24 protein-coding genes and 1 other RNA gene are annotated in these 26,688 nt (G+C 74.7%); 8 read left to right on the forward strand and 17 right to left on the reverse strand.

The window, feature by feature from the left end; genetic code table 11:
- Positions 1–23: 23 nt before the first annotated feature.
- Complete coding sequence (locus tag LPU61_RS14155; RefSeq protein ID WP_229405133.1) at positions 24–1,016, forward strand: DMT family transporter; 993 nt, start codon at positions 24–26, stop codon at positions 1,014–1,016.
- The gene (locus tag LPU61_RS14160; protein ID WP_229405134.1) at positions 1,013–1,693 is read left to right on the forward strand and encodes an HAD family hydrolase; all 681 of its coding nucleotides are present in this window, start codon (positions 1,013–1,015) and stop codon (positions 1,691–1,693) included. Before LPU61_RS14155 ends, LPU61_RS14160 begins: the two co-directional genes overlap by 4 nt.
- Before the next feature lie 53 nt (positions 1,694–1,746).
- Here the strand turns inward: LPU61_RS14160 and LPU61_RS14165 are convergent, their stop codons facing one another.
- Positions 1,747–2,190 carry a TetR/AcrR family transcriptional regulator C-terminal domain-containing protein gene (locus LPU61_RS14165; protein ID WP_229405135.1) on the reverse strand — a complete coding sequence of 148 codons (444 nt, stop codon included), beginning with the start codon at positions 2,188–2,190 and terminating at the stop codon, positions 1,747–1,749.
- A 150-nt stretch (positions 2,191–2,340) separates the two neighbouring features.
- On the opposite strand from LPU61_RS14165, the gene LPU61_RS14170 reads away from it, so the two are divergent.
- Both LPU61_RS14170 and LPU61_RS14175 read left to right on the forward strand, forming a co-directional pair.
- Positions 2,341–2,613, forward strand: coding sequence for a hypothetical protein (locus tag LPU61_RS14170; RefSeq protein WP_229405136.1), 273 nt, complete (start codon positions 2,341–2,343; stop codon positions 2,611–2,613).
- A 238-nt stretch (positions 2,614–2,851) separates the two neighbouring features.
- Positions 2,852–3,325: a hypothetical protein gene (locus LPU61_RS14175; protein ID WP_229405137.1), complete on the forward strand. Its 474-nt coding sequence runs from the start codon at positions 2,852–2,854 to the stop codon at positions 3,323–3,325.
- Positions 3,326–3,709: 384 nt separating this feature from the next.
- On the opposite strand, the gene rnpB is transcribed toward LPU61_RS14175, so the two are convergent.
- An RNA gene (gene rnpB, locus LPU61_RS14180) (RNase P RNA component class A) lies at positions 3,710–4,126 on the reverse strand.
- A gap of 204 nt (positions 4,127–4,330) precedes the next feature.
- On the opposite strand from rnpB, the gene LPU61_RS14185 reads away from it, so the two are divergent.
- Positions 4,331–5,092 carry a sulfite exporter TauE/SafE family protein gene (locus LPU61_RS14185; protein WP_043967032.1) on the forward strand — a complete coding sequence of 254 codons (762 nt, stop codon included), beginning with the start codon at positions 4,331–4,333 and terminating at the stop codon, positions 5,090–5,092.
- Between the two features lie 23 nt (positions 5,093–5,115).
- Here the strand turns inward: LPU61_RS14185 and LPU61_RS14190 are convergent, their stop codons facing one another.
- Positions 5,116–6,348: an MFS transporter gene (locus LPU61_RS14190; RefSeq protein ID WP_229405138.1), complete on the reverse strand. Its 1,233-nt coding sequence runs from the start codon at positions 6,346–6,348 to the stop codon at positions 5,116–5,118.
- A 53-nt stretch (positions 6,349–6,401) separates the two neighbouring features.
- Here LPU61_RS14190 and LPU61_RS14195 point away from each other — a divergent pair, with 53 nt between their 5' ends.
- Positions 6,402–6,884 (forward strand): MarR family winged helix-turn-helix transcriptional regulator, encoded by a 483-nt coding sequence (locus tag LPU61_RS14195; protein ID WP_043967028.1) that lies wholly within the window; start codon positions 6,402–6,404, stop codon positions 6,882–6,884.
- Between the two features lie 124 nt (positions 6,885–7,008).
- Here LPU61_RS14195 and mctP read toward each other — a convergent pair whose 3' ends face one another.
- The 7 genes from mctP to LPU61_RS14230 all read right to left on the reverse strand — a co-directional run bounded on the left by mctP (position 7,009) and on the right by LPU61_RS14230 (position 14,035).
- Positions 7,009–8,667, reverse strand: a complete 1,659-nt coding sequence (mctP, locus tag LPU61_RS14200; protein WP_229405290.1) for a monocarboxylate uptake permease MctP — start codon at positions 8,665–8,667, stop codon at positions 7,009–7,011.
- Between the two features lie 58 nt (positions 8,668–8,725).
- A complete protein-coding gene (locus LPU61_RS14205) occupies positions 8,726–8,968 on the reverse strand; it encodes a DUF3311 domain-containing protein (protein ID WP_043967023.1) in 243 nt (80 codons plus the stop codon).
- A 202-nt stretch (positions 8,969–9,170) separates the two neighbouring features.
- Entirely contained in the window at positions 9,171–10,400 is a 1,230-nt protein-coding gene (locus LPU61_RS14210) for a bifunctional RNase H/acid phosphatase (protein ID WP_043967022.1), read from the reverse strand.
- A gap of 5 nt (positions 10,401–10,405) precedes the next feature.
- Positions 10,406–11,143, reverse strand: coding sequence for a zinc ribbon domain-containing protein (locus tag LPU61_RS14215; RefSeq protein ID WP_091275401.1), 738 nt, complete (start codon positions 11,141–11,143; stop codon positions 10,406–10,408).
- Positions 11,133–12,098, reverse strand: coding sequence for a Nif3-like dinuclear metal center hexameric protein (locus LPU61_RS14220; protein WP_043967020.1), 966 nt, complete (start codon positions 12,096–12,098; stop codon positions 11,133–11,135). Before LPU61_RS14220 ends, LPU61_RS14215 begins: the two co-directional genes overlap by 11 nt.
- Before the next feature lie 108 nt (positions 12,099–12,206).
- Positions 12,207–12,809, reverse strand: a complete 603-nt coding sequence (locus LPU61_RS14225; RefSeq protein ID WP_229405139.1) for a flavoprotein — start codon at positions 12,807–12,809, stop codon at positions 12,207–12,209.
- Positions 12,806–14,035, reverse strand: coding sequence for a helix-turn-helix domain-containing protein (locus LPU61_RS14230; RefSeq protein ID WP_043967018.1), 1,230 nt, complete (start codon positions 14,033–14,035; stop codon positions 12,806–12,808). The genes LPU61_RS14225 and LPU61_RS14230 overlap by 4 nt, the downstream gene beginning before the upstream one ends.
- 251 nt (positions 14,036–14,286) lie before the next feature.
- On the opposite strand from LPU61_RS14230, the gene LPU61_RS14235 reads away from it, so the two are divergent.
- Positions 14,287–14,958 (forward strand): bifunctional DNA primase/polymerase, encoded by a 672-nt coding sequence (locus tag LPU61_RS14235; RefSeq protein WP_043967016.1) that lies wholly within the window; start codon positions 14,287–14,289, stop codon positions 14,956–14,958.
- 340 nt (positions 14,959–15,298) lie between these two features.
- On the opposite strand, the gene LPU61_RS14240 is transcribed toward LPU61_RS14235, so the two are convergent.
- From LPU61_RS14240 to LPU61_RS14260, 5 genes are read right to left on the reverse strand one after another with little or no spacing between them, the layout of a single operon-like run.
- Positions 15,299–16,039 carry an FAD:protein FMN transferase gene (locus tag LPU61_RS14240; protein WP_229405291.1) on the reverse strand — a complete coding sequence of 247 codons (741 nt, stop codon included), beginning with the start codon at positions 16,037–16,039 and terminating at the stop codon, positions 15,299–15,301.
- A 49-nt stretch (positions 16,040–16,088) separates the two neighbouring features.
- Positions 16,089–16,649 (reverse strand): FMN-binding protein, encoded by a 561-nt coding sequence (locus LPU61_RS14245; protein ID WP_229405140.1) that lies wholly within the window; start codon positions 16,647–16,649, stop codon positions 16,089–16,091.
- A gap of 24 nt (positions 16,650–16,673) precedes the next feature.
- Positions 16,674–18,092, reverse strand: coding sequence for a ferric reductase-like transmembrane domain-containing protein (locus LPU61_RS14250; RefSeq protein ID WP_229405141.1), 1,419 nt, complete (start codon positions 18,090–18,092; stop codon positions 16,674–16,676).
- Positions 18,089–19,468: a DUF1501 domain-containing protein gene (locus LPU61_RS14255; protein WP_229405142.1), complete on the reverse strand. Its 1,380-nt coding sequence runs from the start codon at positions 19,466–19,468 to the stop codon at positions 18,089–18,091. The genes LPU61_RS14250 and LPU61_RS14255 overlap by 4 nt, the downstream gene beginning before the upstream one ends.
- Positions 19,469–19,500: 32 nt before the next feature.
- Positions 19,501–21,615: a DUF1800 family protein gene (locus tag LPU61_RS14260; protein WP_229405143.1), complete on the reverse strand. Its 2,115-nt coding sequence runs from the start codon at positions 21,613–21,615 to the stop codon at positions 19,501–19,503.
- Positions 21,616–22,053: 438 nt separating this feature from the next.
- Here LPU61_RS14260 and LPU61_RS14265 point away from each other — a divergent pair, with 438 nt between their 5' ends.
- Positions 22,054–22,311 carry a DUF3040 domain-containing protein gene (locus LPU61_RS14265; protein WP_043967006.1) on the forward strand — a complete coding sequence of 86 codons (258 nt, stop codon included), beginning with the start codon at positions 22,054–22,056 and terminating at the stop codon, positions 22,309–22,311.
- On the opposite strand, the gene LPU61_RS14270 is transcribed toward LPU61_RS14265, so the two are convergent.
- Together LPU61_RS14270 and LPU61_RS14275 are read right to left on the reverse strand one after the other, a co-directional pair.
- On the reverse strand, positions 22,280–23,317 hold the full coding sequence (locus tag LPU61_RS14270) for an SWIM zinc finger family protein (RefSeq protein ID WP_082106524.1): 1,038 nt from the start codon (positions 23,315–23,317) through the stop codon (positions 22,280–22,282). The two genes, LPU61_RS14265 and LPU61_RS14270, sit on opposite strands and share 32 nt — an antisense overlap.
- On the reverse strand, positions 23,314–26,613 hold the full coding sequence (locus LPU61_RS14275; RefSeq protein ID WP_229405144.1) for a DEAD/DEAH box helicase: 3,300 nt from the start codon (positions 26,611–26,613) through the stop codon (positions 23,314–23,316). The genes LPU61_RS14270 and LPU61_RS14275 overlap by 4 nt, the downstream gene beginning before the upstream one ends.
- Positions 26,614–26,688 lie beyond the last annotated feature (75 nt).

Raw genomic sequence — 26,688 nt, forward strand, 5'->3', positions numbered from 1 at the left:
CCCGCGCCGCATAGGTTGGTGCCGTGACGACGACAGCGGGGGCCACGCACCGACGTACCCGCATCGGGCTGCTCCAGGTCTGCGCGGCCGGCGTCCTGTGGGGCACCGGCGGGCTCGTGGTTACCGTGCTGCACAGCCGCGACGGCCTCGGCGCGATGACGGTCAGCGCGTGGCGGATGGCGCTGGCCGCCGTCGCCCTGGTCGGCTTCGCCGTGGTGACCCGCCGGTCGGGCGTCGTGCTCGCGACGATACGCACCCACCCGGTGCTGGCCGTCGTGGTCGGCGTCGGCACCGCCCTCTACCAGGCCCTGTACTTCGGCTCCGTCCTGCTGGTCGGCGTGAGCGTCTCGACCGTCGTCTCGCTCGGGCTGGCACCGGTCCTGACCGCCGCCTGGGAGCACGCCGCCGCCCGGTCACGCCCGTCGCTGCGCGAGGTGGCCGTGCTGGCGGCGGCGCTCACCGGGCTGGTGCTGATCAGCGCGACCGCCGGACACGGCTCACCCGCCCCCGGCGGCCGGCCGGGGCTCGGGATCGTCCTCGCCGTCGCGTCCGGGGCCACGTACGCGGCGACGACGCTGCTCGGGCACACCCTGGCCCAGCGGGTCGACTCCGTGGCACTGACCACGTGCGCCACCGCCGCCGGGACGCTGGCGCTGCTCCCCTGGCTCGGGATCGCCCTCGCCGCGGGCGAGCCGGTACTCACGGCAGACCCCGCCTCGCTCGCCCTGCTGGCATACCTCGGGGTCGCGACGATGGCCCTGGCGTACGGCCTGCTCTACGCCGGGCTGCGGACGACGTCCGGGTCGGCCGCCACGGTGGCGACCCTCGTCGAGCCGCTGTCCGCCGCCCTCCTGGCGGCCCTGCTCCTGGGCGAGCGGCTCACCGCACCCGCGCTGCTCGGCGGCGCCCTGATCCTGGCGGCGGTCGTCGCCCTCCAACCTGCGGGCCAGGACCGAACCGCCCCCGCAGCGGCAAGGCCCGGCCCGCCGCAGCCCGACGGGGCCGCCGGGCCGTGACCGCCGTTCTCGCTCCCCTCGTCGGCCGCGCCCGCGTGGTCCTGCTCGACTTCGACGGGCCCGTGTGCGGCGTCTTCGCCCGACACCCCGCCTCGGCCGTCGCCCACGAGCTGCGCCGGCTGCTCGTCGGCCGGGGCGTGCCCCTGCCGGCCGGGATCCGGCACGAGCCCGACCCGCTCGCCGTGCTGCGCTTCGCCGCCACGCTCGGTCGCCCCGCCGTCATCCGCCTCGTCGACGAGGCGCTGACCCGCGCGGAGGTCACCGCGGCCCGCACCGCCGCGCCGACCCCGTACGGCCGGCAGGTCATCGTCGCCGCACACCACACCGGCCGCCGGGTCGCCGTGGTGTCGAACAACTCCGCCGCGTGCGTCCGCGCCTACCTGAGCGCCCATGGACTCACTTCGTACGTGCACCCGGTCGTCGGCCGCCCCGAGGGCGCGCCAGAGCGGATGAAGCCGGACCCGTACCCGGTGCTCGCGGCCCTGCGGGAGTTGGACGCCGAGCCGGCGGACTGCGTCCTGGTCGGCGACTCGGCCACGGACGTCGAGGCCGCCCACGCCGCCGGGGTCGCCGCCATCGGGTACGCCAACAAGCCCGGCAAGCGCGCCCGGCTCGCCGCGGCGGACGCCACCATCGACAGCATGGCCGAGCTGGTGGCCGCCTTCGGCGTCGACTGACTGCGCGGCCGGTCAGCCCAGCGGCCCCCGCCCGTGCCGCCGCCGAGCCCCGGTCAGCCCGACGCTCCCGCCCGTGCCGCCGCCCGGAGAACGCCGTCGAGGCCCTCCTCGAACAGCAGGTCGTCGTCCCACCGGCTGTCGTCCAGATGGCCGGAGGCGTGGAGGGTCGGATAGGTGTCGGCACTCGCGGCGACGTGCTCGCGGGCGGCGGCCCGCGCCCCGGGGTCCGCGTGCTGCCGCCAGGTGGCCTCCGTGAGCGACGCCCCGATGACGTAGTTGGCCAGCATCCGCGTGGCCACCGCGAGCCGGAGCCCGCCGCAGCCGCCGCGCACCAGCGCCGCCTGGAGGAACTCGGTGCGGGCCAGGACGTTGGGTCCGAGCATCGGCCGCCCGATCAGCCCCGGCGCCCAGGGATGGCGCAGCATCGCGGCGCGCCAGGCACGGACGAGGACGCGGGCGTCCTGTCGCCAGTCGTCGGTCACCTCGGGGATCGGCACGTCGCCGAAGACCCCGTCGACGGCCAGGTCCTAGCGGGATCAAGCAAGGACAGGCTCTGGAGACGACACGGCCCGAAGGTTGTGCAAGCTCTTACCGAGAGCCGGGCCGCAGACATCAATACAGGCCTTTTCCCTAATGATGGAAGCTTCATGAAGGCCTCGCAAGTCAGGCTCTTCTGTGAGTTATTCGACCTGGGCGATCCCGGGCCTATTTTAAAGGAGGTGTTGCTGCAACTCGACACCATCGTTGATTTACGTAATGGAATAGCACACGGGCGCCTAACCCCCGACGAGGTTGGTCGCAACTACACCCATGACGAGATTCTTGAGTTGGTCAACCTATGGGAATCACGATGGACCGATTTCATTGATTGGGTGGAATCCTGCTGCGACGATCATTCAACGTTCACGGTAGGACGTTGAAATGTAGTCCCAGTACGTGCGTCTCAGCAGGAGGCATGAGACACCACTGCCGATTTACTCTGTTTCGGATCAAGGCACCGCGCTCCGCGCGGTGCGGGGCGGCAAGCCCGGCCGGCGGCAAGCCGCCCCGGACGCCTACGGCACCGGGGCGGTGAGCCGCCGACAGCCGCCGGGACACCGCCCCAGGATGCTCGGTATCGGATTGCCAGGTGACCAGGAAGCCTGAACTATCCACCGAGTGGACATCGTCGCCCAGTGGGTCCGCGTCTCCTGGACCAAGCAGTCACGCGGAGGCCACCACGCCGCCCGCCGCAACGCCCTGCCTACGGCGTTCACGCTGCCGCAGCACCATGCGCCCCTCACCCACGAAATCACGATGCACGAGCACGACGGCTTCCAACCAGCCATCTCCCTGCACCACGGCACACCTTCCTGCGACGGCGTCCAACTCCGCCACACCGAGGATCAGGTCCGCGTCGAGCTGATCCCGACGGCTTGGGGCATGCCCCGCCGACACCGCCGTCCGCCAGCCGTACGCCTCCCCCGAGGCCAATGGCTGCGCTGGCAGATCAACTACCGCTTCACCCACCACTGCACCGGAGATTGGCTCTACCGCCTCGACACGCTGAACATCGCCCATGGCCCCGTGCCCGTCGACGTCTTCCTGACCGAACCACACCAGAGCATCGATGAACGGGCCTATCTGCGCTGACTGTGCCGCCGCACGGCGGTACGGAAGCCGGCGGGTCGGCCTGGTCGCGTGGTCGGGGCTTCCGGCTGCCGCGCCAGTCCAACCCCGGGACTGGCTTGCCACCGGGTATCCGGGGCACGCCAGCAGCTCGGCCGCCAGGACGTACCCGGCCGCATCCCGCACGCCGTCCGCCGTCGACGAGGACCAGGCCGCCACCGAGCCCTCAGCAGGCCACCGCAGAGGGGTCCAACTGAGCCGGGAGTCAAGGAATCCTGGGCCGTCTCTGGGCCGTCTGGGCCGGTCCCGGGCCGTCAAACGCCGGCCAATGTTGACCAAGAACGACCATCGACGCCCGAACATAGAACCAGCTCAGAGCCATGATCACGGCTCTGAGCTGGTGGGCGACGGACGAGTCGACCTGTACGCCGGATTCTGTGCCCGGCGCATGCCCCTCGCGGGCCACGCGCCAGCGGCGGCCATCCATCTAGGCCTGCCGTCGCCGGCAGGCTCCAGCGGCCTACCCGCAGACATCGGGCGGGCAGCCCTCAGGCGTCTGCGCAGGTCGTCATCTTGCGGTGACGGCCCATTTTGGCCTTGCTCCGGGTGGGGTTTACCGAGCCATCCCGGTCACCCGGGATGCTGGTGGGCTCTTACCCCACCGTTTCACCCTTACCGTCCCCGTTGGGGCCGGCGGTCTGTTTTCTGTGGCACTGTCCCGCGGGTCGCCCCGGGTTGCCGTTAGCAACCACCCTGCCCTGTGGAGTCCGGACGTTCCTCGGCGACGGGCACCTGGCCCGCCGACGCGACCGCCCGGTCGACTCGTCCGTCGCTCCCCCATCCTAACGACCACACCCCCGCGCCCATTTCGCGGCCTTCCGGGCTGGGCCGCCGACGCCATGTCGGCGACATGGCGGGGTCCGGGGCGTCGGGATACCGCCATGTCGCCGACATGGTGATGATCAAGAGGACGGGCGGGCGAGAGGGCGGGCGGCGGGCGGGGCGGCCGGGCGGGCTAGCCTCGGCGACGTGGAACTCTCCGACGCCGCGCTGCTGGTCACCGCCGGTCTCGCCGCGGGCACGGTCAACGCGGTGGCCGGCGGCGGCTCGCTGATCACCTTCCCGGCCATGATCGCGGCGGGCCTGCCGCCGGTGCCGGCGAACGTGAGCAACTCCGTGGCGGTGTTCCCCGGGTACGTCGCGAGCGTGGCGGGCAGCCGCACGGACCTGCCGCGCGGCCGGGCGCTGTGGGCGCTGCTGCCGACCACGGTGGTGGGCACGATCGTCGGGTGCCTGCTGTTGCTGGGCACCCCGGCGCGGGCGTTCGAGCTGGTGGTGCCGTTCCTGGTGCTCGGGGCGACCGCCGTGCTCGCGTTCCAGGATCCGCTGCGCCGCCTCGTCGGGCATCCGGCCGAGTTGGGGCCGCGCCGCCGTACCGTCACCGTGCAGGCCATGGTCGCGGTCGGCGCGGTGTACGGCGGCTATTTCGGCGCGGCCCTGGGGGTGATGCTGGTGGCCGGTCTGGCGCTGGTGCTGGACGCGACGCTGGCCCGGGTGTCGGCGGTGAAGAACCTGCTCTCGGCGACGGTGGGGCTGACCACGCTTGTGGTGTTCGCGCTCTTCGGCCCGGTGAACTGGGCGGCCGTCGCGGTGGTGGCCCCGGCGACCCTGGTCGGCGGCTACGTCGGCGCGCGGCTGGTGCGCCGGCTGCCGCCGGTGGTGCTGAAGACGCTGATCGTGGCGTTCGGCACGGCCATCGGTTTGTACCTGCTGTGGCGCGCGGTGCGCTGAGCCGGCACCGCGCGCGAACCGGCTCAGTACGCCTCGCCGACCGGTTCCTCCGGGGCGTGCTCGTTGCGCGCGGCGGCCCGGTTCCAGCGGGCCCAGAGCACCCGCTCGCCGTGGCCGGCGGCCATCCGGTGGGCGGTGGCGAGGTAGACGAGCGCGCCGGCGGCGAGGACGCCGAGGCCGACCCAGAAGGGCAGGGCCGGCCCGTGCTCGGCGAGTTTGCCGGAGATGATCGGGGCGGGCGCGGCGGCGCCCCAGCGGACCAGGTTGAACGCGCCGGTGGCGACCCGGCGGTCGGCGGCGCCGAGGCCGAGGGCCAGGTCGGTGAGGTTGGCGTTGGCCAGGCCCATGAACAGGCCGGCGACGACGAGCACGACCAGCGACATGGCGGTGCCGGTCGAGGTGGCGAAGAGGACCATGCAGGCCAGCAGGCCGGCGACGGCCACGCCGACGGTCTGCACCGCGCCGATGCGGTGGGCGAGCCGGTGGCCGACCACGAGGATGCCGGCGGCGAGGCCGAGGCCCCAGCCGGTGAACGCGAGGCCGAGCGGGATGACGTCGAGGCCGAGGAAGAGCGGCGTGTAGCCGAGCACGACGAAGAAGACGAAGTTGTAGGCGGCGGTGACGGCGCACAGGGCCACGAACGCGGGCCGGCGGTAGGTGGCGAAGATCGCGCCGAGGCGTACCCGAGGTTGGGGGTTTGCCGGCTCGCGGAGCCGGCGGGACGCGACGGCGAGCGCGAGGACCATGAAGATCCCGCAGACGAAGAACGGCAGTCGCCAGCTCACCTCGCCGAGCAGGCCGCCGAGCAGCGGGCCGACGGCGAAGCCGAGGCCGAGCGCGGTCTCGAAGAGGCCGACCACCCAGTCGCGGTCGTTGGCGAGGTTGACCAGCACCACCATGGCGGTGGCGAAGAACATGGCGTTGCCCAGCCCCCACACGCCGCGCAGCACCGACAGTTGCACGATGTCGTTGCTGAACGAGGCGCCGATGGCGGCCAGGCCGACCACGGAGACGCCGGTGATCAGCACGGGCTTGAAGCCGAACCGGCCGCTGGCCAGGGTCGCGGGGATCATGCCCAGGGCCATGACCGCGATGTACGCGGTGAACAGCAGCTCGACCTGCCAGGCGGTGACGCCGATGGCCTCGCCGATGGCGGGCAGGATGGGGTCGACGACGGCGATGCCGGCGATGGCGAGGAAGGCCACCAGCGTGGTGGCGTAGATGGCACTGCGGTGGGGTTCGTTGCGCCGGTCCACTCCGCCTCCCAGATAGCTGTATCGTACAGTTAATTTTCTTGTATCCTACAGCTATGAGCGAAGACAGCACTGCGGAAGGCACTGCGGAAGAGGTCACACTCGGGCGGATCGAGACCGAGGTAGCGCTGCTGATGCGACTCGGCGAGGCGACCCGGCGCGCCACCGGCACGGCCGAGCACCGGGTGCTGGACCGCGCGGCGTACGTGATCCTGCGGCACCTCGACAGCGCCGGCCCGCAGAACGTCTCGGCGCTCGCCGCCCGGCTCAACCTGGACGGCTCCACCGTCACCCGGCAGGTCTCCGCCATGCAGCGCGACGGGCTGATCGCCCGCGCCCCCGACCCGAGCGACGGCCGGGGCACCGTCGTCTCCCCCACCCCGGCCGGGCTGCAGCGCATGGCCGCCGTCCGGGCGGCCCGCACCCGGCTCTACGGCGACATCCTCGCCGACTGGGCCCCGGCCGACCGCGACACCCTGGCCGACCTGCTGCACCGGCTCAACGAGGCGCTGGAGACCCGCACCCGCACCCGCCGCTGACCGGCGCGCCGGGCCGCCGCCGAGCGCCCGCGCTCCGCTCCCCCACTGCGGCGGGCGCGCGCCTGGCGGCGGCCTTGTTAGGAGGGGCCCCTGTACAACAGAAAGCGTTAACAGGGGCCCCTCCTTACGCCACCGGTTCCGGGGCGGCGTCGGCGTCGCGGGCCGGGCCCGGGGTGACGCGCGGGTCGCCCTCGTCGGCGAAGTAGTCGTCCGGCGTGGTGCCGTCGCGGCCCGCGTCCACCTTCGCCGCCCGCAGGACCAGGGTCACCAGGGCGGCGACCAGCAGGTTCACCAGCACCGCCACGATCCCGACGTAGATCGTCTTCTTCGTGTCGAAGCCGAAGTCGCTCAGCGGGAACGCCGAGCCGCCGAAGTGGGCGCGCTTCGTCGCCGGGTTGGGGATCTGGTAGAGCATCCACATGCCCAGCCCCATGCCGGCCGCCCAGCCGGCGATCAGCGCGCCCCGGTGGAACCAGCGGGTGTAGAGGCCCAGCGCCACCGCCGGCAGCGTCTGGAGGATGATCACGCCGCCGATGAGCTGCAGGTCGATGGAGAACTGCGGGTCGAGGAAGACGATGCAGGCCACCGCGCCGACCTTCACCACCAGCGAGGTGATCTTCGAGACGTTCGCCTCCTGGGCCGGGCTGGCGTCCCGCTTCAGGTACTCCTTGTAGATGTTGCGGGTGAACAGGTTCGCCGCCGCGATCGACATGATCGCCGCCGGCACCAGCGCCCCGATGCCGATGGCCGCGTACGCGACCCCGGCGAACCAGTCGGGGAACTGCTGGTCGAACAGCACCGGCACGACCGTGTTCGCGTCCGCGCTGCCGGGCGTCGCCCCGGGCAGCGGCTTCACCCCGGCCGCGATGGCCATGTAGCCGAGCAGCGCGATCAGCCCGAGGACCAGGCTGTACGCGGGCAACGCCGACATGTTCCGCTTGATCACGTCCCGGTTCCGGCTGGCCAGCACGCCGGTGATGCTGTGCGGGTAGAGGAACAGCGCCAGCGCCGAGCCGAACGCCAGGGTGACGTACTGGAGCTGGTTGTTGGCGTTGAGCAGGATCCCGTCGTTGGGGTTCTGCGCCGTGGCCTGGAACTTCGCCTCGGCGGCGTCGAAGATCGAGCCCCACCCGCCCAGCTTCTGCGGCAGCCAGAGCACCGCCACCAGGATCACCACGTAGATCAGCGTGTCCTTGACGAACGCGATCAGCGCGGGCGCGCGCAGCCCCGACTGGTACGTGTACGCGGCCAGGATCGCGAACGCGATGATGATCGGCAGATGCCGCGCGAGGGCGCTCTCGCCGGTCACCCCCATGGTCTTGAGCACCGCCTCGATGCCGACGAGCTGCAGCGCGATGTACGGCATGGTGGCGACGATGCCGGTGATCGCGACGACCAGCGCCAGCACCGGCGAGTCGAACCGGCTGCGGACGAAGTCGGCGGGGGTGACGAAGCCGTGCCGGTGCGACACCGACCAGAGCCGGCACAGCACCAGGAACACCATCGGGTAGATCACGATCGTGTACGGCACCGCGAAGAAGCCCATCGCGCCCGCCCCGAAGACCAGCGCCGGCACCGCCACGAACGTGTACGCCGTGTAGAGGTCACCGCCGACGAGGAACCAGGTGATCCAGCCGCCGAAGCTGCGCCCGCCCAGCCCCCACTCGTCGAGGTGGGCCATGTCCCTCGGCGCCCGCCACCGGGCCGCCACGAAACCCATGACGCTGACCAGCAGGAACAGCACCGTGAAGACGACGATCTCGGTCAGGTGGTCCCGCCACATCACCGGACCTCCTTCGTTCGCGACTGCGGGGCTCGCAGGCCCGGCTCACTCCTCGCGCTCACCGGTCACCCCGCTTCTTGGTCAGCTGGTAGACGAGCGTGGTGGTGGCCACGCCGAGCAGGATGTAGGCCAGTTGCAGCCAGTAGAAGCGCGGGAACCCGAACACGCGCGGCGAGTCGGCGTTGAAGAACACCGGGATCAGCGGCACCGCGATCGGGACGAACAGCAACCAGTTCCAGGGGCTGCGGTCCTTCGCCCTGGACGACGCCGAGCCGGGTTCCTCCGGTTCGGATGCGGTCATACGACACACCTCCGGTGGTCTTGTCTCCCCATGACGGCCGGACGTTACGACCCGGTGACGGGCGTCACGTTCAACCGGCGCGGGGCGGTGCGCCGAGCGGGCCGCCGGGTGCGCCGAACGGCATGCCCGTCGATGTCCCGCCGGTCGCGGGCAGACGGATCAGGCGGCCGTCCCGTCGGGACGGCCGCCTGATCGCGGTGGGTCAGAGCGCGGCGAGGTGGGCGGTGTCGTTGACCGAGCGCACCGCGACGCCGCCGTCGGACCACCGGTCCAGCACCGAGATGCCGGCCGCATCGAGGTAGAGCCGGTGCAGGAACGCGTCGTCGGCGGCGAGGGCCTCGCGCAGCACCAGCTTGATCGGCGAGACGTGCGAGACCACCACCACGGTCTCCCCGGGGTACGCCTCGACCAGCGCGTCCGTGGCCCGGGTCACCCGGGCGGCGACCTCGGTGAACGACTCCCCGTCGGGCGGGGCGACCCGGGTCGAGGCGAGCCAGGCGTCCAGCTCGCCCTGCCAGCCGGCGCGCACCTCGGCGAAGGTGCGCCCCTCCCACGCCCCGAAGTCGCACTCGATCAGGTCGTCGTCGGTGCGTAACGGCACGGTGCCGCGCAGCGCCCCGGCGATCGCCCGCGCGGTAGCCGTACACCGGGACAACGGCGAGCTGACCACGGCCGCGACGGCCGGGGCGAGGGCGGCCACCCGGGCGGCCGTGGCCCGCACCTGGGCCCGGCCCCGGGCGGACAGCGGCACGTCGCCGCGGCCGGAGTAACGGCGCTGCTCGGTGAACTCGGTCTCGCCGTGGCGGACCAGGATCAGCCGGGTCGCGGTGTCGCTGGGGCGCGGCTCCCAGGAGGCGGGGGCGGTCGCCGGGTCGGTGCCGGCCCGCCGGGTGGCGGCGCGGGCGGCGGCCTCCCGGGCGAGGGCGCGGGCGGGCGAGTCCGGTGCGGCGACCTCGCGGGGCGGCTCGGCGGCGGGCCGGGCCACCCCGCCCGCGTCGGTCTTCCGGGCCTTCCCGCCGGTGGCCGCCGCGTCCATCGCGGCGTTGGCCAGGGCGTCGGCGTGCCGGTTGCGCTCCCGGGGGATCCACTGGAACCGCACCGCCGCGAACCGGCCGACCAGCGCCGCGGCCTGCGCGGCGAGCGGGCGCAGCCCCGGGTGCTTGATCTGCCAGCGGCCGCACATCTGCTCGACCACCAGCTTGGAGTCCATCCGGGCGTCGACCTCGGCCGCGCCCAGCTCGGCGGCGGCCTCCAGGCCGGCGATCAGCCCCCGGTATTCGGCGACGTTGTTGGTGGCCGTGCCGATGGCCTCGGAGCGTTCGGCGAGCACCTCGCCGCTGGCCGCGTCCCGGACCACCGCGCCGTAGCCGGCCGGGCCGGGGTTGCCCCGGGACCCGCCGTCGGCCTCGACGACGACCGCGCGCACCGCCATCGGAGCTACAGCCCCGACTCGTTGGTGCGGACCATGATGCGGCGACACTCCTCGCAGCGCACCACGTCGTCCGGCGCGGCCTTGCGGATGCGGGCCATGTCCGCGCCGTAGAGCTCCAGCCGGCAGCCGCCGCAGCGCCCGCCGGTGAGCAGGGCCGCGCCGAGCCCGGTGTCGGCGCGGATCTTGTCGTAGAGGGTGACCAGCTCCGCCGGGAGGTCACCGGCGAGGGGCTGGCGGGACTGCCGCTTGAACTCCTCCTCCTTGGCGATCTCGGCGAGGGCGTCGTCGCGACGCCGCTCGGCCGCCGCCCGCCGCTCGCGCGCGTCGGCGGCCCGCCGCTCGATCCCGTCGAGTACGCCCTGGGCGGTCTCCCGCTGCTCCATCAGCTCCAGCTCGGCGTCCTCCAGGTCGCTCTGCCGGCGGTTGAGCGAGACCAGCTCGTGCTGCAGCGCCTCCAGCTCCCGGGCCGGGCCGCTGCCGGCGGCCAGCCGCGCCTCGTCCTTGCTCTTGCGGGCCCGGACCTGCTCGACGTCCTTCTCGATGCGGGCGATGTCGCGGTCCAGGTCGTCGACGGCGACCTGGGCGCGGACCCGCTCGTCCTCCAGCGCGGACAGCTCCCGGGCGAGGGTCTCCAGCTCGGCCAGCTCGGGCAGGGTGCGGCGGCGGTGGGCGAGCTGGGCGAGGGTGGTGTCGATCGCCTGGAGGTCGAGCAGGCGGCGCTGGACCTTCGGGTCAGCCTTCACGTCGGGGCTCCTTGTCGTCCGCGGCGGGGGCGGGGTCGGCGGGGTCGGCGGCGGGTCCCGGGGCGGTGCCGCCGGGCACGGTGCGGGTGGCTGCCGGGGTGGCAGCCGTGGGGGCGGCGGCGTGCACCGTCCACGGGTCGGTGTCCAGGTCGGACACGATGGTCTCGACGCCCAGCTCGGCCCGCAGGGCGGCGGCCAGGTCGTCGAGCCAGGGCCGCTCGGTCGCCCAGTGGGCGGCGTCCAGCAGGGCGGGGCCGCCGGCGGCGAGGTGCTCGCCGGCGGGGTGGTGGCGCAGGTCGGAGGTCAGGTAGGCGTCGACGCCGGCCGCGGTCGCCGCGCCGAGGAACGCGTCGCCCGAGCCGCCGCTGACCGCGAGGGTACGAACCATACGCCCGGGATCGCCGGCGGCGCGAACGCCCCAGGCGGTGGCGGGCAGCACGGCGGCGGCGTGCCGGGTCAGCTCGGCGAGGGTCATGGGCCGGGGCAGCTCGCCGATGCGGCCGATGCCCCGCCCCGCGCCCGCGGCCGGGGAGCCGGGGGCCGGCGGCTGCAGCGGGCGCAGGCCGGTCAGCCCGAAGCGGGCCGCGAGGGCGTCGGAGACGCCCGGGTCGGCCACGTCGGCGTTGGTGTGTGCCACGTACAGCGCCACGTCGGCCTTGATCAGGTCGTGGACGATGCGCCCCTTGAACGTCGTCGGGGCGACGGACGAGACCCCGCGCAGCAGCAGCGGATGGTGGGCGACGATCATGTCGGCACCGGCGGCGAGGGCCTCGGCGACCGTCTCGGGGACCACGTCGACGACGCAGGACACCCGCCGCACCCGGGCGGTGGGCTCGCCGAGCACCAGCCCCACCCGGTCCCAGTCCTCGGCCCAGGTCGTCGGGTAGCGGCGCGCGAGCGCCGCCACCACGTCGGCCACGGTCGTCGGCTGCGGCGGTGTCGCGGTTGTGCTCACGGCGGGCCAGCTTACCGGCGTCGGCCGCGCGTCACGGCCTCGGCGGTGGACAGGGGCCCCTCGGCTCACGGAATCCGCTGACAAGGGGCCCCTGCTTCCCGGCTGGGCTCAGGCTGCCGGGCTCACCGGGCAGCGCAGGCCGCGTACGGCCGCCAGGACGGCGGCCCAGGGGAACGTGTGCAGGTGGTGCTCGCCGGTGCCGGGCGGGTGCAGCGGGAGGACGTGGTCGCCGAAGAGCACGTCGACCCCCCACTCGCCCAGTCGGGCCAGGCTGGCCCGGAAGGCCGGGTGCCCGGCCATCGCGACGTTGGTGAACGGCACCGCCACGATCGGCACCCCCTTGCCCTGCCCCTCGACCAGCAGGCCGAGGGCGAGGGTGTCGGTGATCCCGGCGGCCCACTTGTTGACCGTGTTGGACGTCGCCGGGCAGACGACCATCGCGTCGGCCGGGGGCAGCACGTCCGGGTCGCCCGGGTTCTTGTAGCGGCTGCGGACCGGATGACCGGTCTGTCGGGCCAGCGCCGGCCGGTCGACGAACTTCGCGCCGTCCGGCGTGGTGACCACGCACACGTCCCAGCCGTCCTGCTGGGCCAGGTCCACGAGCCGGCCGACGTGGCTGGCCAGCGGCGACCCGCAGGCGATGACGTAGAGCACCTCGCGGCGCTCGCTGCTGCGGTGCGGGTCGGTGATCCCGACCCCCGCCGCGCTCATACTCCCACTCCCATGTGCTCAGCCAACTCCGCGATCAGCGAAGGCGGCGCACCCCTTGTGCGACGCAGGACGTCCGACATCACCTCGTGGGCGATGGGGCGGCAGCGGATCTCCGAGGGGGCGAGCCGGTCGCCGCGCAGCAGCATCTCCCCGGCGTTGGCCACGTCGCCGATCTGGGCGAAGCCCCGGGCCAGGTCGAGCAGGTGGTGGGCGCGGCGCTCGGGCAGCAGGGTGTTGAACATCGGCTCGGCGATGCGCTGGCGATGGACCTCCACCGCCCGCCCCCCGTCGCCCAGCTCGACGGCGGCGGCGGCCCGGTGCAGCTCCACGTTGGTCGGGCCGAACGACGTCCAGTAGTGGTTCTGGTCGCTGCCGAGCTGCAGGGCCGCCTCGTGGGCGCCGTTGATCAGGTCGTCGACGGTCGCGGAGTCGCCGAGCCGGGCGGCGGCCATCGCGCCCTGCAGCAGCAGCAGCCCGTAGACGGAGAGCCGCCCCGGGTCGCTGTCGTTGTCGCCGCCGGGGGCGAGCCGGTTGGCGATGGTGAGGTTGAGCTCCAGCGCGGGGCGGGGCCGGCCCATCGCGACCATCGCGTTGCACACCCGGGTGGTGGCGATGCCGGCCAGCAACGGGTCGTCGGCCCGCTGGGCGACGGCCATCGACCGGTCGGCGGCCAGCCAGGCCAGGTCGCACTCGCCGAGCTTGCGCAGCACCGAGGAGGCGATCTGGTAGACCTGGCCGAGCAGGTGGGCCGCCTCCCGGGAGTGGTCGCCGTCGTGGCCGGCGTCGGCGGCCTGGGCGTCGCGCAGCAGCTTCGGCAGCGCCCGGGTCAGCATCCCGTAGCGGCCGTACTGGTAGGTGAGCCAGGCGTGGTTGACCGCCTTGCGCATGTCCATCAGGGGCGGCGGGAACGGGGCCGCGTCGAAGTAGGCGCTCATCGAGTCGTACCGCTCCAGGGCCGCCCGGATCTCCTGGACCTCGACCTGGTCGATGCAGTTGAGCGCGTCGGCGCGGCGTTCCGGGTCCTTGCCCAGCAGCAGCTGCACGTCGACTTCGAGGATGTAGGCGATCTCATAGAGGACGGAGAACTTGTCGAGCCGGCGCACCCCGCGCTCGACCTTGTCCACCCAGCTCTTGGACTTGCCGAGCCGGTCGGCGAAGACCTGTTGGGACAGCTTGCGCCGCCCGCGCCAGTAGGCCACCCGCCGGCCAATGGGTAACTCGTCCATCTCCCCATCCCTCCCCTGCCGGGGCCCGACCGGCCACCGGCGGCCGCCTGCGCGGGTGGCGCGGCAGTCCGTTCGTTCTCAGGTTTTCGCTGGTCGCACAGCCTGTACGTCGGCCGTACGGGTGACCCTCATAGCTTTCGTGCAAGTTGCACCAACCGTTCCGTCAGGTCAACGACGGCGGCCTGCGGCAGTGACGGCGCTCAACATGTGACCTGACACCTAGGGACGTCAGGCGGAGGGAGTACGAACGGATGTGGGGGAACGTCGGCCCACGGGTCGCACAACTGTCGCCGCTGGAACGGGTCCGGCTGCGGAGGGTCGCCGTCCGCTACGCCGCGCACGGCTGGGAGGTGACGCCCGGCGCCTGCCTCGCCCGCAGTCGCTTCGTGTGCGGCCGGGCCGGCTGCCCCACCGTCGGCTGCCACCCCGCCCTCCAGGAGTGGGAGCGGGCCGCCACCGCCGACCCGGCCCGGGTCGCGACCTGGTGGCGCAGCCGCCCGCACGGCGTGCTGCTGCCCACCGGGCGGGCCTTCGACGTCCTCGAGGTGCCGGCCCACCTCGGGCGGCACGTGCTCGACTCCATCGGGACGCACCCGGCCGGCGCCGGGGTCCGGGGGCCGGTGGTGGTCACCCCGACCGGGCGCTGGATGTTCCTGGTCCGCCCGGGCGACCCGCTCCGCCCCGAGTTGGAGCACTGTTTCCACGTGGTCCGGCACGGCCCCGGCTCGTGGATCGCCGCCCCGCCGACCCGGCTGCCGGAGGGCCCGGTCCGCTGGGCGGTCGCCCCCGAGCAGGCGCGCTGGCAGCTTCCGGACTCCTACCTCATGCAGAACGTGCTGGTCGACGCCCTGCGGGCCACCGGCGTGTCGCTCCCGGCCGAGCTGCTCCCCGGTCACCTGCCGCTGCCCCGGCGCGGCTGGTGAGGGCCACCGTCGGCAGGCGGCCGGTGAGCTGCCCCGTCGGCAGGCGGCCGGCGAGGGCCACTGTCGGGGAGCGGACGCCGGGCGGGCAGCGTCCCGGCCGCCACGGGCGTCGTTGACCCGGACGAGGGCGCGACAGCGCCCCGATCGGGGGTCTGATGTCCAGGGATGACGCGACGCGCCGGCCCGACGGGGCGGAGCCGCCGCCGCACCACCGCCGGCCCCGGCGCTGGCCGCCCACCCGTCCGCCGGGCTCGCGCCCCGGCCGCCCGCGCCCGCTGGGCTCCCACCCGGCCGGCACCCGCCGCCCCACCGCCTGACCCCCACCACACCACCGCCTCGGTCAGGGGGCCGTGGGGAGGGTGGGGTGGGTTGGGAGCCGGGTCGAGTGCAGGAGGCGGGCGTCGTCGGTGACGATCGCGTGCTCGTGGCCCGCCAGGCGGTCCAGCCAGCCGATGCCGGCCACGCCCATGGCCACCGCCGCCGTGGCGTACGCGTCGGCGACGCCGAGGTCCGCCCCGACCACGGTAACCGAGCGCAGCCCGGTGGCCGGGGCACCCCGGCGCGGGTCGAGCACGTGGTGGCCGCGCTCGTACACCCCGGAGGTGGCGATCGCCAGGTCGGTGCCGGTGAGCACCAGGCACGTCGAGGTCTCGTCCCACGGGTGCCGCACGCCGATCCGCCACGGCCGGCCGCCCGCCGACAGTCCCCGCACCCGCACGTCCCCGCCCGCGTTCACGCAGTGGTTCGGCGCGCCGGCCACGAGCAGCCGGTCGGAGGCGACCTGCGCCGCCCAGCCCTTCACGTAGCCGGACGGGTCCAGCGCCCCCGTCGCGTACGCGTCGAAGAAGCCGTCGGTGTCGCCCCACAGGTCGGCGCAGCGGGCCAGCACGGCCCGCAGGTCCGGCGACGCCTCCGACAGCAGCACCTCGCCCCGGTCGAAGCGGCGCACCTCGCTGTCGGCCCGGTACGTGCTGAACCGGGCGTCCACTTCCCGCAGCCAGGCGAACGTCTCCTCGGCCAGCTCGTGCAGCCGCCCGGCGGGCAGGTCGTCGGCGAGGTCGAGGCTGATCGCCGTACCCATGATCTGCTCGACCCGGCGCAGGCCCGGCCGGGTCGGTGCCGCCGCCACCTCAGCGGGCCCGGTCGATGGCGGCCTGGAGCGACCGCCGGTAGGACTCGCTGGTGGCGGTCGCCCCGGAGACGGTGTCCAGCTCGGCGCTCTGCCGCTGCACGACCTGCCCCGAGGTGCCGCTGTAGCGGCCGTCGACCTGGTCGCTGCGCCGGTCGGACTGCGCCGTCTCCTGCGGCAGCTCCACGGCCACGGCGTCGACGATCCGGGTGCCCGAGAGGACGATCTGCACCTGCACGTTGCCGTACTCGTTCTCGACGACCGGCCCGGTGACCCGGCGGGTCGTCGCGCGCGGCGCGGCCGTGGTGGCACGCGGGGCCGAGGTGGGCCGGGCCGTGGTGGCGCGGGCCGTCGGGGTGCGGGTGGCGGCCGGGGTGGTGGCGCTGGCGCGGGGCTTCGCGCCGAGCGTGGCGCGGTCGGCCGACGGGGTGCCCCCGCCCGACGGGGAGGCGGCGGCCGGCGGCTCGTGGGCGGCCTGGCCGGCCCCCGGGGAGCCCTTGAGCACCACCAGGGCGGTGGTGCCGGCGGCGAGGCCGGTGATCGCGAGGAGCGCGCGACGCATGGGCAGGGACCTCTCGGCGAAGGACTACAGCTCGAAGGTGGCGAGGCGGATCTGGCGGCGGGGCACGCCGGCCGCCCGCAGCGCGCGGACCGACTGCTCGACCATGCCGGGCGGCCCGCACAGGTAGACGTCGCGGCGGGCCACGTCGGGCACCAGCTTGCGCAGCCCCGGCGCGCTGAGCACCTGCCGGGGGCCGGGGTCGTCGCGGGAGCCGACGACGTACCAGACGTCGGTGCCGCGTTCCTGGGCGAGCCAGTCCAGCTCCCGGTGCAGCAGCACGTCGTCGGGGGTGCGGGCCCGGTAGATCAGCGCCGCGCCCGGCGGCAGCTCCTCCAGCATGGCCCGCAGCGGGGCGATGCCGCTGCCACCGGCGATCAGCAGGGCCCGCTCCCGGCGGCGGTGGGCGGCGGTGAACGTGCCCGCCGGGCCCTGCGCCCAGACCCGGGTGCCCTGCTCGACCTCGCGCAGGTCGGCGGTGTGCCCGCCGACCACCTTGACGGTCAGCCGCAGCCAGCGGCCGTTCGCGGCGGCGGAGACGGAGAACGGGTGCGACTGCCACCAGCAGCCCGGCGCGAGGAACCGCCAGCGCAGGAACTGCCCGCCGAGCAGGTCGAGCCGGTGCAGCCGCCGGCCCGTCAGGTAGATCGACACGGTGTCGCGGCTCTCCGCCACGACGTCGGCCACCCGCAGCCGGTGGCGCAGGTTGAACCGCAGCGGGGCGACCACCCGGCCCCAGAGCAGGGCGGCGACCACCAGCGCGTACGCGGCGATCCAGCCGGTGCGCACCGGCCCCGGGGGAAAGAGCTGCGCGCCGTTGCTGAACTGGTGGCCGAACCCGAGCGCGACGGCGAGGTAGCTGGCCAGGTGCAGGTGGTACCACAGCTCGTAGGGCAGCGCCCGGCGCAGCGCGCGGACCCCGGTGAGGCCGAGCAGCACCAGGATGCCGGCCGCGGCGAACGCGCCCACCATGTCCTCGTAGTCGGCCAGCAGCTCGCCGGCCTGACCGAGCACCGACCGGCCGCCCTCGGCGGCGTAGCCGACCACGATCAGCGACAGGTGGGCCAGCACCGCGACCAGCAGGGTCGCGCCGACGTCCCGGTGCCAGCGGGAGACCCGTTCCGCGCCGGCCGACCGCTCGAACGCGCCGAGGCGGCTCATCATCAGCACCTGCACCAGCAGCAGGTAGCCGGCGACGAGGCCGGTGATGCGGCCGGCGGCGGTCAGCGCGGCGGCGCGGCCGTCCAGGGAACCGGCGGGGGTGTCCAGCCACCACGGCAGCACGGCGGCGACCAGGCCCGCCCAGAACAGGCCCACCAGCGCCCGCCGGCCGCCGGGCCCGCGCCGGGGCACCGCCGCCGGGGGTACGGGCGCAGCCGACCGGCCGCCGTGCGGGGCGGGGTTGCCCGTACGGCGGCCGGCGGTGTGGGTATGCGGGTGGGTCACGCGTACAGCTTCATGGGGGTGAACTTCTGCCGGGGGAAGATCTTGTCGACCTCGGCGGTGGTGAGCCCGAACCGGCCCTGCGCCACGGAGCCGTACACGTCGAACATGTTGTTGTACTCGGGCACGTCGCCGGAGTCGAGGTCGGTCAGGCCGTTCCAGGCGCCCAGCAGCGAGCCGGCGAGCTTGCGGCCGGACAGGACGGTGACCACGCCGCCGTGGCCGTGGTCGGTGCCGCCGCCGTTGGAGGCGACCCGGCGGCCGAACTCGCTGGACACCATGATGGTGACGTCGGCGGCGGCGTCGCCCAGGTCGGTGAAGAACGCGGCCAGCGCGGCGGCCAGCTCGCCGAGGCGGCGGTGCAGCTGCCCGCCGGGGCGGGTGCCCTGGTTCTCGTGGGTGTCGTAGCCGCCCATCCCGACGGTGGCGACGCGGACGTTCGCTCCGCCCTTGATGAGCTGGGCGAGCTGCTGGAACGCGTAGCCGACGCCCTCGTACTTCACGCCCTCGGCCGGCTGGTACGGCTTCGCGGCGAGCTTCTGGGCGGTGGCCAGCGCGCCGAGGCCGTCCTGCACCGCCTCCTGGACGGGGTGGTTGATCCCGGTGAACAGGCCCCGGATCGCCTTCTCGGTGGCCGCCCGGTATTTCTCGTCGCCGCCCAGCCGCAGCGAGCCGACGCTGTTGATGGCCAGCGCGCCGTTGGTGCCGACCAGCGACCGGGGCAGGGTGCTGCCGATGCCGACGCTGCGGAACGCGGTGCCCTTGCCGAGGTTGTCGACGAGGCTGTCCAGCCAGCCCCGGCCGCCCGTCTCGCTGGGCAGCCCGCCGAGGTTGCAGGCGTCGGCGGCCTGGAAGTGGCTGCGGGACAGCCGCTCGTCGGAGACCGCCGGAACGAAGCCGAGCTGACCGGCCTTGAGCCACTTCTCCAGCGGGGCGAACGCGCTGGTCAGCTTGAAGCCGCGGCCCAGGGCCAGGGAGTCGTCGCCGAGCAGCAGGTCGGGGCGGGCCTTGGCGAGCACCGGGTCGTCGGCCGGGGCGACCAGGCTCAGCCCGTCCAGCCCGCCGTAGAGGAAGACGTGGATCAGGGTGCCGGTCTTCGTCGCCGCGAACGACGCGGAGGTGGTGACGAACTGGGCGGTGGCCAGGGCGGTCGCGGTGGCGGCGGCCCCGGCGACGAAGGTGCGCCGGGTGACGCCCCGGCCGTCCTGCTGGGCCTCCTCCAGCGCCTCCAGCCGGCGGTAGCGGTCGGCCTCGGCGGCGTTCTCGGCGGCGACGATGTCGGCCTCGGCCCGCAGCAGCGCCTCGGCCGGGTCGTCGGCCAGGCGGCGCAGGTCGGGGCATTCGGGGTGCAGGGGGAACGGGTGCACGGTCTTCTCCATCGGGTGCCTCGTCGGCTTCTCCATCGGGTGCCTCACCGCAGGTGGTGCTGGGGGGACGCGAGGATCGCCCGCGCGACGGCGGCGACGGCACCGTCGAACGTGGCGTCGACCCGGGTGCCCGCCGGGACGCCGGCGACGTCGAGGATCAGTTCCCGCTCGCGGGCGCTGAGCTTCTGGTGCACGAGGCGCTGGGCCAGCGCGTCCACGTACGCCCCGGCGGTGGCCGGCGGCTTCGCGACCAGCTTCTCCGGCGGGGTGTAGGTGAACTGGGTGCGCCGTCCGCCGATCAGCTCACCGGCCTCGTTCCAGCCGTTGACCATCGTGCCGGCGGAGGTCCAGGCGACGTAGACGTCGGGGTAGCCGTCCGGGGTGGGCTGGCCCATCGGATACTGGCCCAGCTCGCGCATCTTGTCCTGGACCTGCCGCAGCCCCTGGGCGAACGCGGTGCGCCGGCTGTCGCGCTGCTCGAACGCGGGCGACGCCTGCGGGGAGACGCCGAGGGTGCGGTACGTGGCGACGAGGTACTCCATCGGGCGGCGCACCTTCTGGCCGACCGACGCCCAGAACTCCGAGGAGCTGAACAGCGTCATCAGCATCGGCTTGATCATGCCCTTGTTCGCCGCGTACGTCTTGGCGAGCCGGTCCACGAGGGACTTCGGCGGGGTGTCCGAGACGAACCGGGTGGCGAGGCTCTGCGCCACGTACTTCGCGGTCGACGGGTGCAGCGCGATGTACGCGATGTACGCGTCGATGGCCGCGTCGGCCTTCTTCGGGTCGTCGGAGTTGTTGGCGTGGGTGAAGCCGAGGATCTTCACCTTGCCCAGGTAGTGCCGCTCGGGGCGGAACACGTACGTGCCGTCGTTGACGCCCCGGCCGGTCTGGAGCAGGGCGGCCTGCCGCACGTCCTTCTCGGTGTAGCCGCCGTCGACGCCGACGGAGTACAGCTCCAGGTTCTCCCGGGCCAGGTTCTCGTTGACCGCGTCGGCGCGGGAGTCGTTCTGGTTGAGGTAGAGCAGCAGCGCGGGGTGCTTGTTCGCGGCGACCAGCATCTCCGGGTAGCTGCCCAGCGCGTGCCGGCGCACCACGTCGGCGTCGAAGGACGCCCGGTAGACCTCGCCGCCGTCGAAGTCGGCGGCGACGTGCAGGAAGTCGTTCCAGAAGTCGACCATCACCTCGAAGAGCTGGCGTTCCGACCAGATCTGCCGGGCGATGGTGGCGTCGACCAGCTCCCGTTCCGGCTGCGCGCCGCGCTCGTTGAGCGCGTCACGCTGGTCGCGCAGCTGCTGCGGGCTGAGCTTGAGGGTGGGCAGCTCCGACAGCTTCAGCTCGGCCGCGCTGGGGGCGATCTTCTCGGGTTCGAGCTGCTCGCGGACCCACGCGTCGATGCCCATCCGCCTGATGTCGGCCAGCAGCTTCGGGGTCGCGCCGAAGGTGGCCCGGCTGGCCAGGTGCCGCACCGGGTCCTTGGCGAGCACCGTCTTGACCGTAACCTCGGTCGCCTCGGCGGCGGCTGCCGGGCCGGAGAAGGTGCGGCCACCGGTGGGCGTGTTCCTCTTCAGCGCCGCGCCGGCCCGGGAGCCCATGTAGCTCTCGTTCTGCTCCGTGTAGGTGCGCACGGTGCTGGGCTGCTGGCCGCCGGGGCGCACGGAGCTGCCGTCGGTGACGGTGGTGCCGGTGGCGTCGCCGATCGGGGCGTCGCCGCCGAGGTCGAACAGGCCGCGTACCTGCGGGGTCATGGCCAGGGCCGCGCCGCCGGCCACCACGGCGGCGGTGCCGCCGATCGCGGCGAGGGCGCGGCGGCGGCCCACCCGGCGGCCGGGGTCGCCGTCGTCGTCCAGGTTGGGCAGTCCGGGGCCGCCGGGGCCGGTGGGCCCGCCGAGGCCGTCGGGTCCCACCCACCGCGGGCCGCGCCGGGCCGGGTCGTGGCCGGGGCCGGCGACCGTCGGGTACGCGGACTGCGGGCGGCCCGGCTGCGGCCCGGCGGGGTACGGGGCCTGGTGGTACGGGGGGTGGCCCGGCTCGTGGCCGGTGGGTCCGTAGGCGGTGGATGGTCCGTGCTCGCGGTAGGCGTCCGGGCTGGGGTCCTGTCGCCCGTCCCAGGCGCGGTCGTCCCGCGGTCGGCGCGGTGGCACGTTCTGGTCGGCCATGTACCAATCCGTTTTCGTCAAGCGCCGGGGCCAGCCCGGGGATGGGGCGGGTGCGGCGACTGTTGCCTGAGGAGTTGCCAGGGAAGTTAACGACGGGTGGAGGCCGCTTCAAGGCGCTGCGGGCGGGCCGGGGAGGGCACTTAAGACGGCGCTCAACGCCGATGCCGCACGGTCCGGTTCGGGCCCTGCCGCCGAGGGTGTCCCGAGCAGGGCGGACGCGCACCCCGCAGGCCCCCGCTGCGACATTTCGCCCCGGCCGGCCGCCGGCCGCGCCGTTGGTTGCCACAGGGAAACTTAAGGCGGGGATAACCGGGCTCTCAGGTGCCGGCGGGCGGCGGCGCACTCGCCCATCGAAAGTAGCAGCAGCAGAAGCGCGTGAGCCGCCACCGCAGCGGGTATGCCGCCGAACCGCTGAACGCGTGAGGGGAAGGCACCGCCATGCTCAGCAAAGAGGATCAGCGCAGGTTCGAACAGATCACCCGTCAGCTCCGGGAGAGCGACCCGGAGTTCTTCGCCCGCCTGGACCATCGGGCCCGCGCCCGTCGCGGCCGGTACCTGATGCTGTTGACCGTCGTGCTGTGGGCCTCGCTGCCGGCGGCGACCGTCCTGGCCGGCCGACCGGCCGGGGCGATCTTCGCGGCGGTGCTGCTGGCCAACGCCGCCGTCATGTGGCGGTTCCGCCGCCGCTGGTGGTAGCCGCCCCGTCGTCGTCGGCCTCCGGGCGGTCGGCCTCCGGGCGGAACCGGCCGAACTCCCGGTACGCCCGGCCCAGCCGTTCCGTCAGGCCGGGGCCGCCGAGCGCGGCCGCCGGGGCGCCGAGCTGCCGCAGCAGCAGGTCCGGCCCGGTCGCCAGGCTCGGCGGCCGGTCCGGCAGCGGCACCGGCGGGACCCAGAACCGGTCCACCGCGTCGGCGAGCGGCGCGGCGGGCAGCGGGGCGAGCGCCCGCGCGGCACCGACGGCCGGTACGGCCCGGCCGTCGCCGTCCGCCGTGGCGACCGCTCCCCGGCTGTCGCCTGTGGACGGTGCGCCCGGCGTGGCAGCCGCGTCCCGGCCGTCGCCGGTGGACCCCGGCGCGACGGTGCCGCCGTCGTCGCCTCCCCGGTCGGTGGTCGCGGCGCGCAGGGTCCGCAGCCGGTCCAGCAGGTCGGCGCGACGGCGGCCCCGCCAGTGCAGCAGCTCGAACGGGTCCGCGTCGAACGCCTCCGCGAGCAGGTAGAACGTCGCGGCCAGGTGCTTGCACGGCACCGCGTGGTCGGGGCAGGAGCAGTGCTGGTCCAGCTCGCCGACGCCGGCCGGGAACAGCGGCACGCCGGTGGCCGCGAACAGCTCCTCCAGTTCGGCCGGCAGGTCGCCGGCGAGCAGCCGCGCGCTGAAGAACGCCTGCGCCGCCAGCGCCGCCTCCACCTGTTCCCACCGCGCCGCCGGGAACGGCTCCACCGCGATGCGCACCTGGTAGGGCCGGGGGCGGGAGCCCTGCACGCGCGCGGTCACCACGCCGGGGGCGACGTCGAGGTCGAGCACCTGCCCCGCCCGCGCGTACGACCGGCCACGGGTGAGCCGGGTGCCCAGCGCGAACGACTCCAGCACCTCCAGGAAGCGGCGGGACCACCAGGACCGGCCGATCGCGCCCCGGGTGCTGCGGGCGCGCAGCCCGCCCTCGACCCGCCGGGGCCTGCCGTAGTCGGCGAACGGGCCGGTCACTCGACCACCGCCCCCGCCTCCAGGGCGAACAGCTCGCGCAGCCGCTCGGTGGACAGCTCGGTGACCCACTGCTCCCCGGTGCCCACCACGGACGCGGCAAGGCTCCGCTTCTCCGCGATCATCGCGGCGACCTTCTCCTCCACCGTGCCGGCGCAGACGAACTTGCGGACCTGCACCCGCCGCCGCTGGCCGATGCGGAACGCCCGGTCGGTGGCCTGGTCCTCCACCGCCGGGTTCCACCACCGGTCGACGTGCACGACGTGGTTGGCGGCGGTGAGGGTGAGCCCGGTGCCGCCTGCCTTGAGGGAGAGCACGAACAGCGGCGGTCCCGCGTCGGACTGGAACCGGGTCACCATCGCGTCCCGGTCGGCCTTGCCGACCCCGCCGTGCAGGAAGAGCACCTCGCGGCCGAACCGGGCCGACAGGTGGCCGCGCAGCATCCCGCCGAACTCGGCGTACTGGGTGAACAGCAGGGCCTTCTCCCCCGCCGCGAGCACCTCGTCGAGGATCTCCTCCAGCCGGGCCAGCTTGCCGGAGCGGTCGGGCAGGGCGGAGCCGTCGCGCAGGAGCTGGGCGGGATGGTTGCAGACCTGCTTGAGCCGGGTCATCGCCGCCAGCACCAGGCCGCGCCGCTCGATGCCGTCGGTGGACTCGATGCGGGCCATCATGTCGTCCACCACCGCCCGGTAGAGCGCCGCCTGCTCGGCGGTGAGGTTGCACAGCACCTCCATCTCCAGCTTCTCGGGCAGGTCGGAGATGATCGAGGAGTCGGTCTTGAGCCGGCGCAGCACGAACGGGCCGGTCATCCGGCGCAGCCGCTCGGCGGCCTCGGCGTCGCCGTGCCGCTCGATCGGTTCGGCGTACGCCTTGCGGAAGCTGGCGGCCGGGCCGAGCAGGCCGGGGTTGGCGAACTGCATGATGGACCACAGGTCGGCGAGCCGGTTCTCCACCGGCGTGCCGGTGACCGCGATCCGGTGCCGGGCCGGCAGCGCCCGCACGGCCTCCGCCTGCCGGGTCGAGGCGTTCTTGATCGCCTGTGCCTCGTCGACGACGACCCGGTGCCAGTCGATCCCGGCGAGGTCGACGGCGTCGCGGGCGGCCACCGAATAGGTGGTGAGGACCAGGTCCGCCGCGTGCACGGCCGCGACGAAGTCGTCGCCCCGCGCCCGCTCGGCACCGTGATGCACGTGTACGCGCAGCTTCGGGGCGAACCGGGCGGCCTCCCGCTGCCAGTTGCCGACCAGCGACATCGGACAGACCAGCAGGGTCGGGCCGGCGTCGGCCGGGTCCCCGGCGAACAGGGCGAGCAGCTGCACCGTCTTGCCCAGCCCCATGTCGTCGGCGAGCACCCCGCCGAGGCCCAGCGACTGGAGGAACGCCAGCCAGGCCAGCCCGCGCCGCTGGTACGGCCGCAGCGTCCCGGCGAAGGCCGGCGGCGGGTCCAGCGGGACGAGCCGGCGCTCGGCCTGCCCGGCGAGCAGGTCGCCCAGCGCGCCGTCGGCGACGACCTCCAGCACCGGCAGCGCGTCGGCCGAGTCGGCCTCGGCCAGCCCGAGCCGCAGCAGGTCGGCCACCGTCAGCTCGCCCGCCGAACGCAGCAGCCGCAGGCCGGCGGCCAGCCGCCCCGGGTCCAGCTCGACCCAGCGCCCGCGCAGCCGCACCAGCGGGGTCTTCAGCTCCGCCAGCGCGGCCAGCTCCTCGGCGGAGATCGGCTCGTCGCCGAGGGACACCTCCCACCGGTAGTCGACCAGGGCGTCCAGGCCGAACCCTCCGTCCGCCGCGGCGACCGTGCCGGGGGCGGTACGGCTGCGCGCCTGCAACCGCGCGCCCAGCCGCGCCGACGGCCGCCGCCACCAGCCGGGCAGCTGCACCCCGAACCCGGCGGCGTGCAGCACCGGCGCGCCCTCGCGCAGGAACCGGTGCGCGCCCTCGACGTCCAGCTCCAGCGCCTCCGGCGTCGCCGTACGCAGGGCGGTGTCCAGCTCCGGCCAGAGCCGGCTGGCCCGGCCCAGCTCCGCGAGCAGGGTCTCCTGGGGCGAGTCGAGCCGGCCGGCGAGCCCGGACGGGGCGTGCGGGGAGCGCCAGACGTGCCCGGCTTCCACGACGAGGCCCGGCTCGTCGGCGGCCTGGAGCCCGAACTCCACCCGCCAGCGGCCGGCGGCGGCGGAGCCGGTCTCCGCGCCGCCGCCCGGACCACCGGAGTCGTCGGTGGCGTCGGCGGTGGCGGTCGCAGCGGTGGCGTCGGTGTCGGTGGCGGCGGTCGGGTCCAGCGCGGCGACCAGGGCGTCGGCGATCGGGTCGACGGCCGGCTCCACCAGGCGGAAGCTGGCCCGGACCGCGCCGCCTGCCGCGTCCCGCTGCCAGTCGTCCAGCTCGGCGGCGAGCGCGTCGAGGGCGACCCGCTCGGCGGTGAACCCGCCGTCCGGCGCGGTGAGCGCCGCCAGCCAGGCCGGCACCGCGCCGCTTCGGCGGCCACCCTGCGTCAGCGCGGTCCGGGTCAGCGCCGCCCGCGCGGCGGCGTCGGTGAGCGCGTCGAGGGCGTCGGCGACCAGTTCCCCGGCCGGCACGTCGGCGGCAGCGGCCCGCCCGGCCGGGGGCAGGGCCAGGGTGAGCGACCGGGCCCAGGCGGCGTCGGCGCCGGTGAGCAAGGGCCGCCACACCGCCCGCGCCCCGACCTCGCCGGCACGACCCGGGCCGGCGGCGCGCGGCGCGGCGGAGGCACCGTCGAGTGGGCGGAAGGCGGTCGGTCGGGGCTCGGGTGCTCCGGCCACCCCGGGCAGGACCCGGCCCCGGCGGACCAGGTCGACGGCGAACCCGGCCAGCTCCGCGAGGTGCCGCAGCGTCGCGCCGGGCACCCCGGCCCGGTCACCGGCAGCGCGCAGCAGCGCGAGCGCGTCCGCCGGGGCGTACCGGAGGGCAAAAGCGCGCCAGCCGGCGAGGGTGACCGGCCCCCGGACCGGTTCGGCGACGGCCGGGCGGACCAGTTCCGGGGAGTCGGCCGGCGAGCCGGCCCGGGTGGGCAGGCGCAGCAGCACCGACCCGGGCTCGGCGGCGGCCGGGGCGTGCGGTCCCGTGCTCTGCGACGGTGCGCTCGCCGGGCGGGCCGAGGGGGTGCCGGTCTGCGGCCCGGCGCTCGCCAGGGCGGCGGCGAGGGCCGCGTGGTCGGCGGCGAACGGGTGGGGGCGCTCGCGGGGGGCCCGGCCCGGCCGGCGGGGCGCCTGCGGGGGCAGGGCGCTGTCCTCCGCCCAGACGACGAGCCCCGCGCCGGGCAGCCACGCCCCGTGGACGACCAGCACCGCTCCCCCTCCGCCGACGACCCCCGAGGATAGCCGGGCCCGGCGGGTCCACCGGGGCACCGGGCCGGGCCGGGC

The organism is Micromonospora sp. NBRC 110038 (assembly GCF_020884815.1).
GTDB lineage: Bacteria > Actinomycetota > Actinomycetes > Mycobacteriales > Micromonosporaceae > Micromonospora > Micromonospora haikouensis.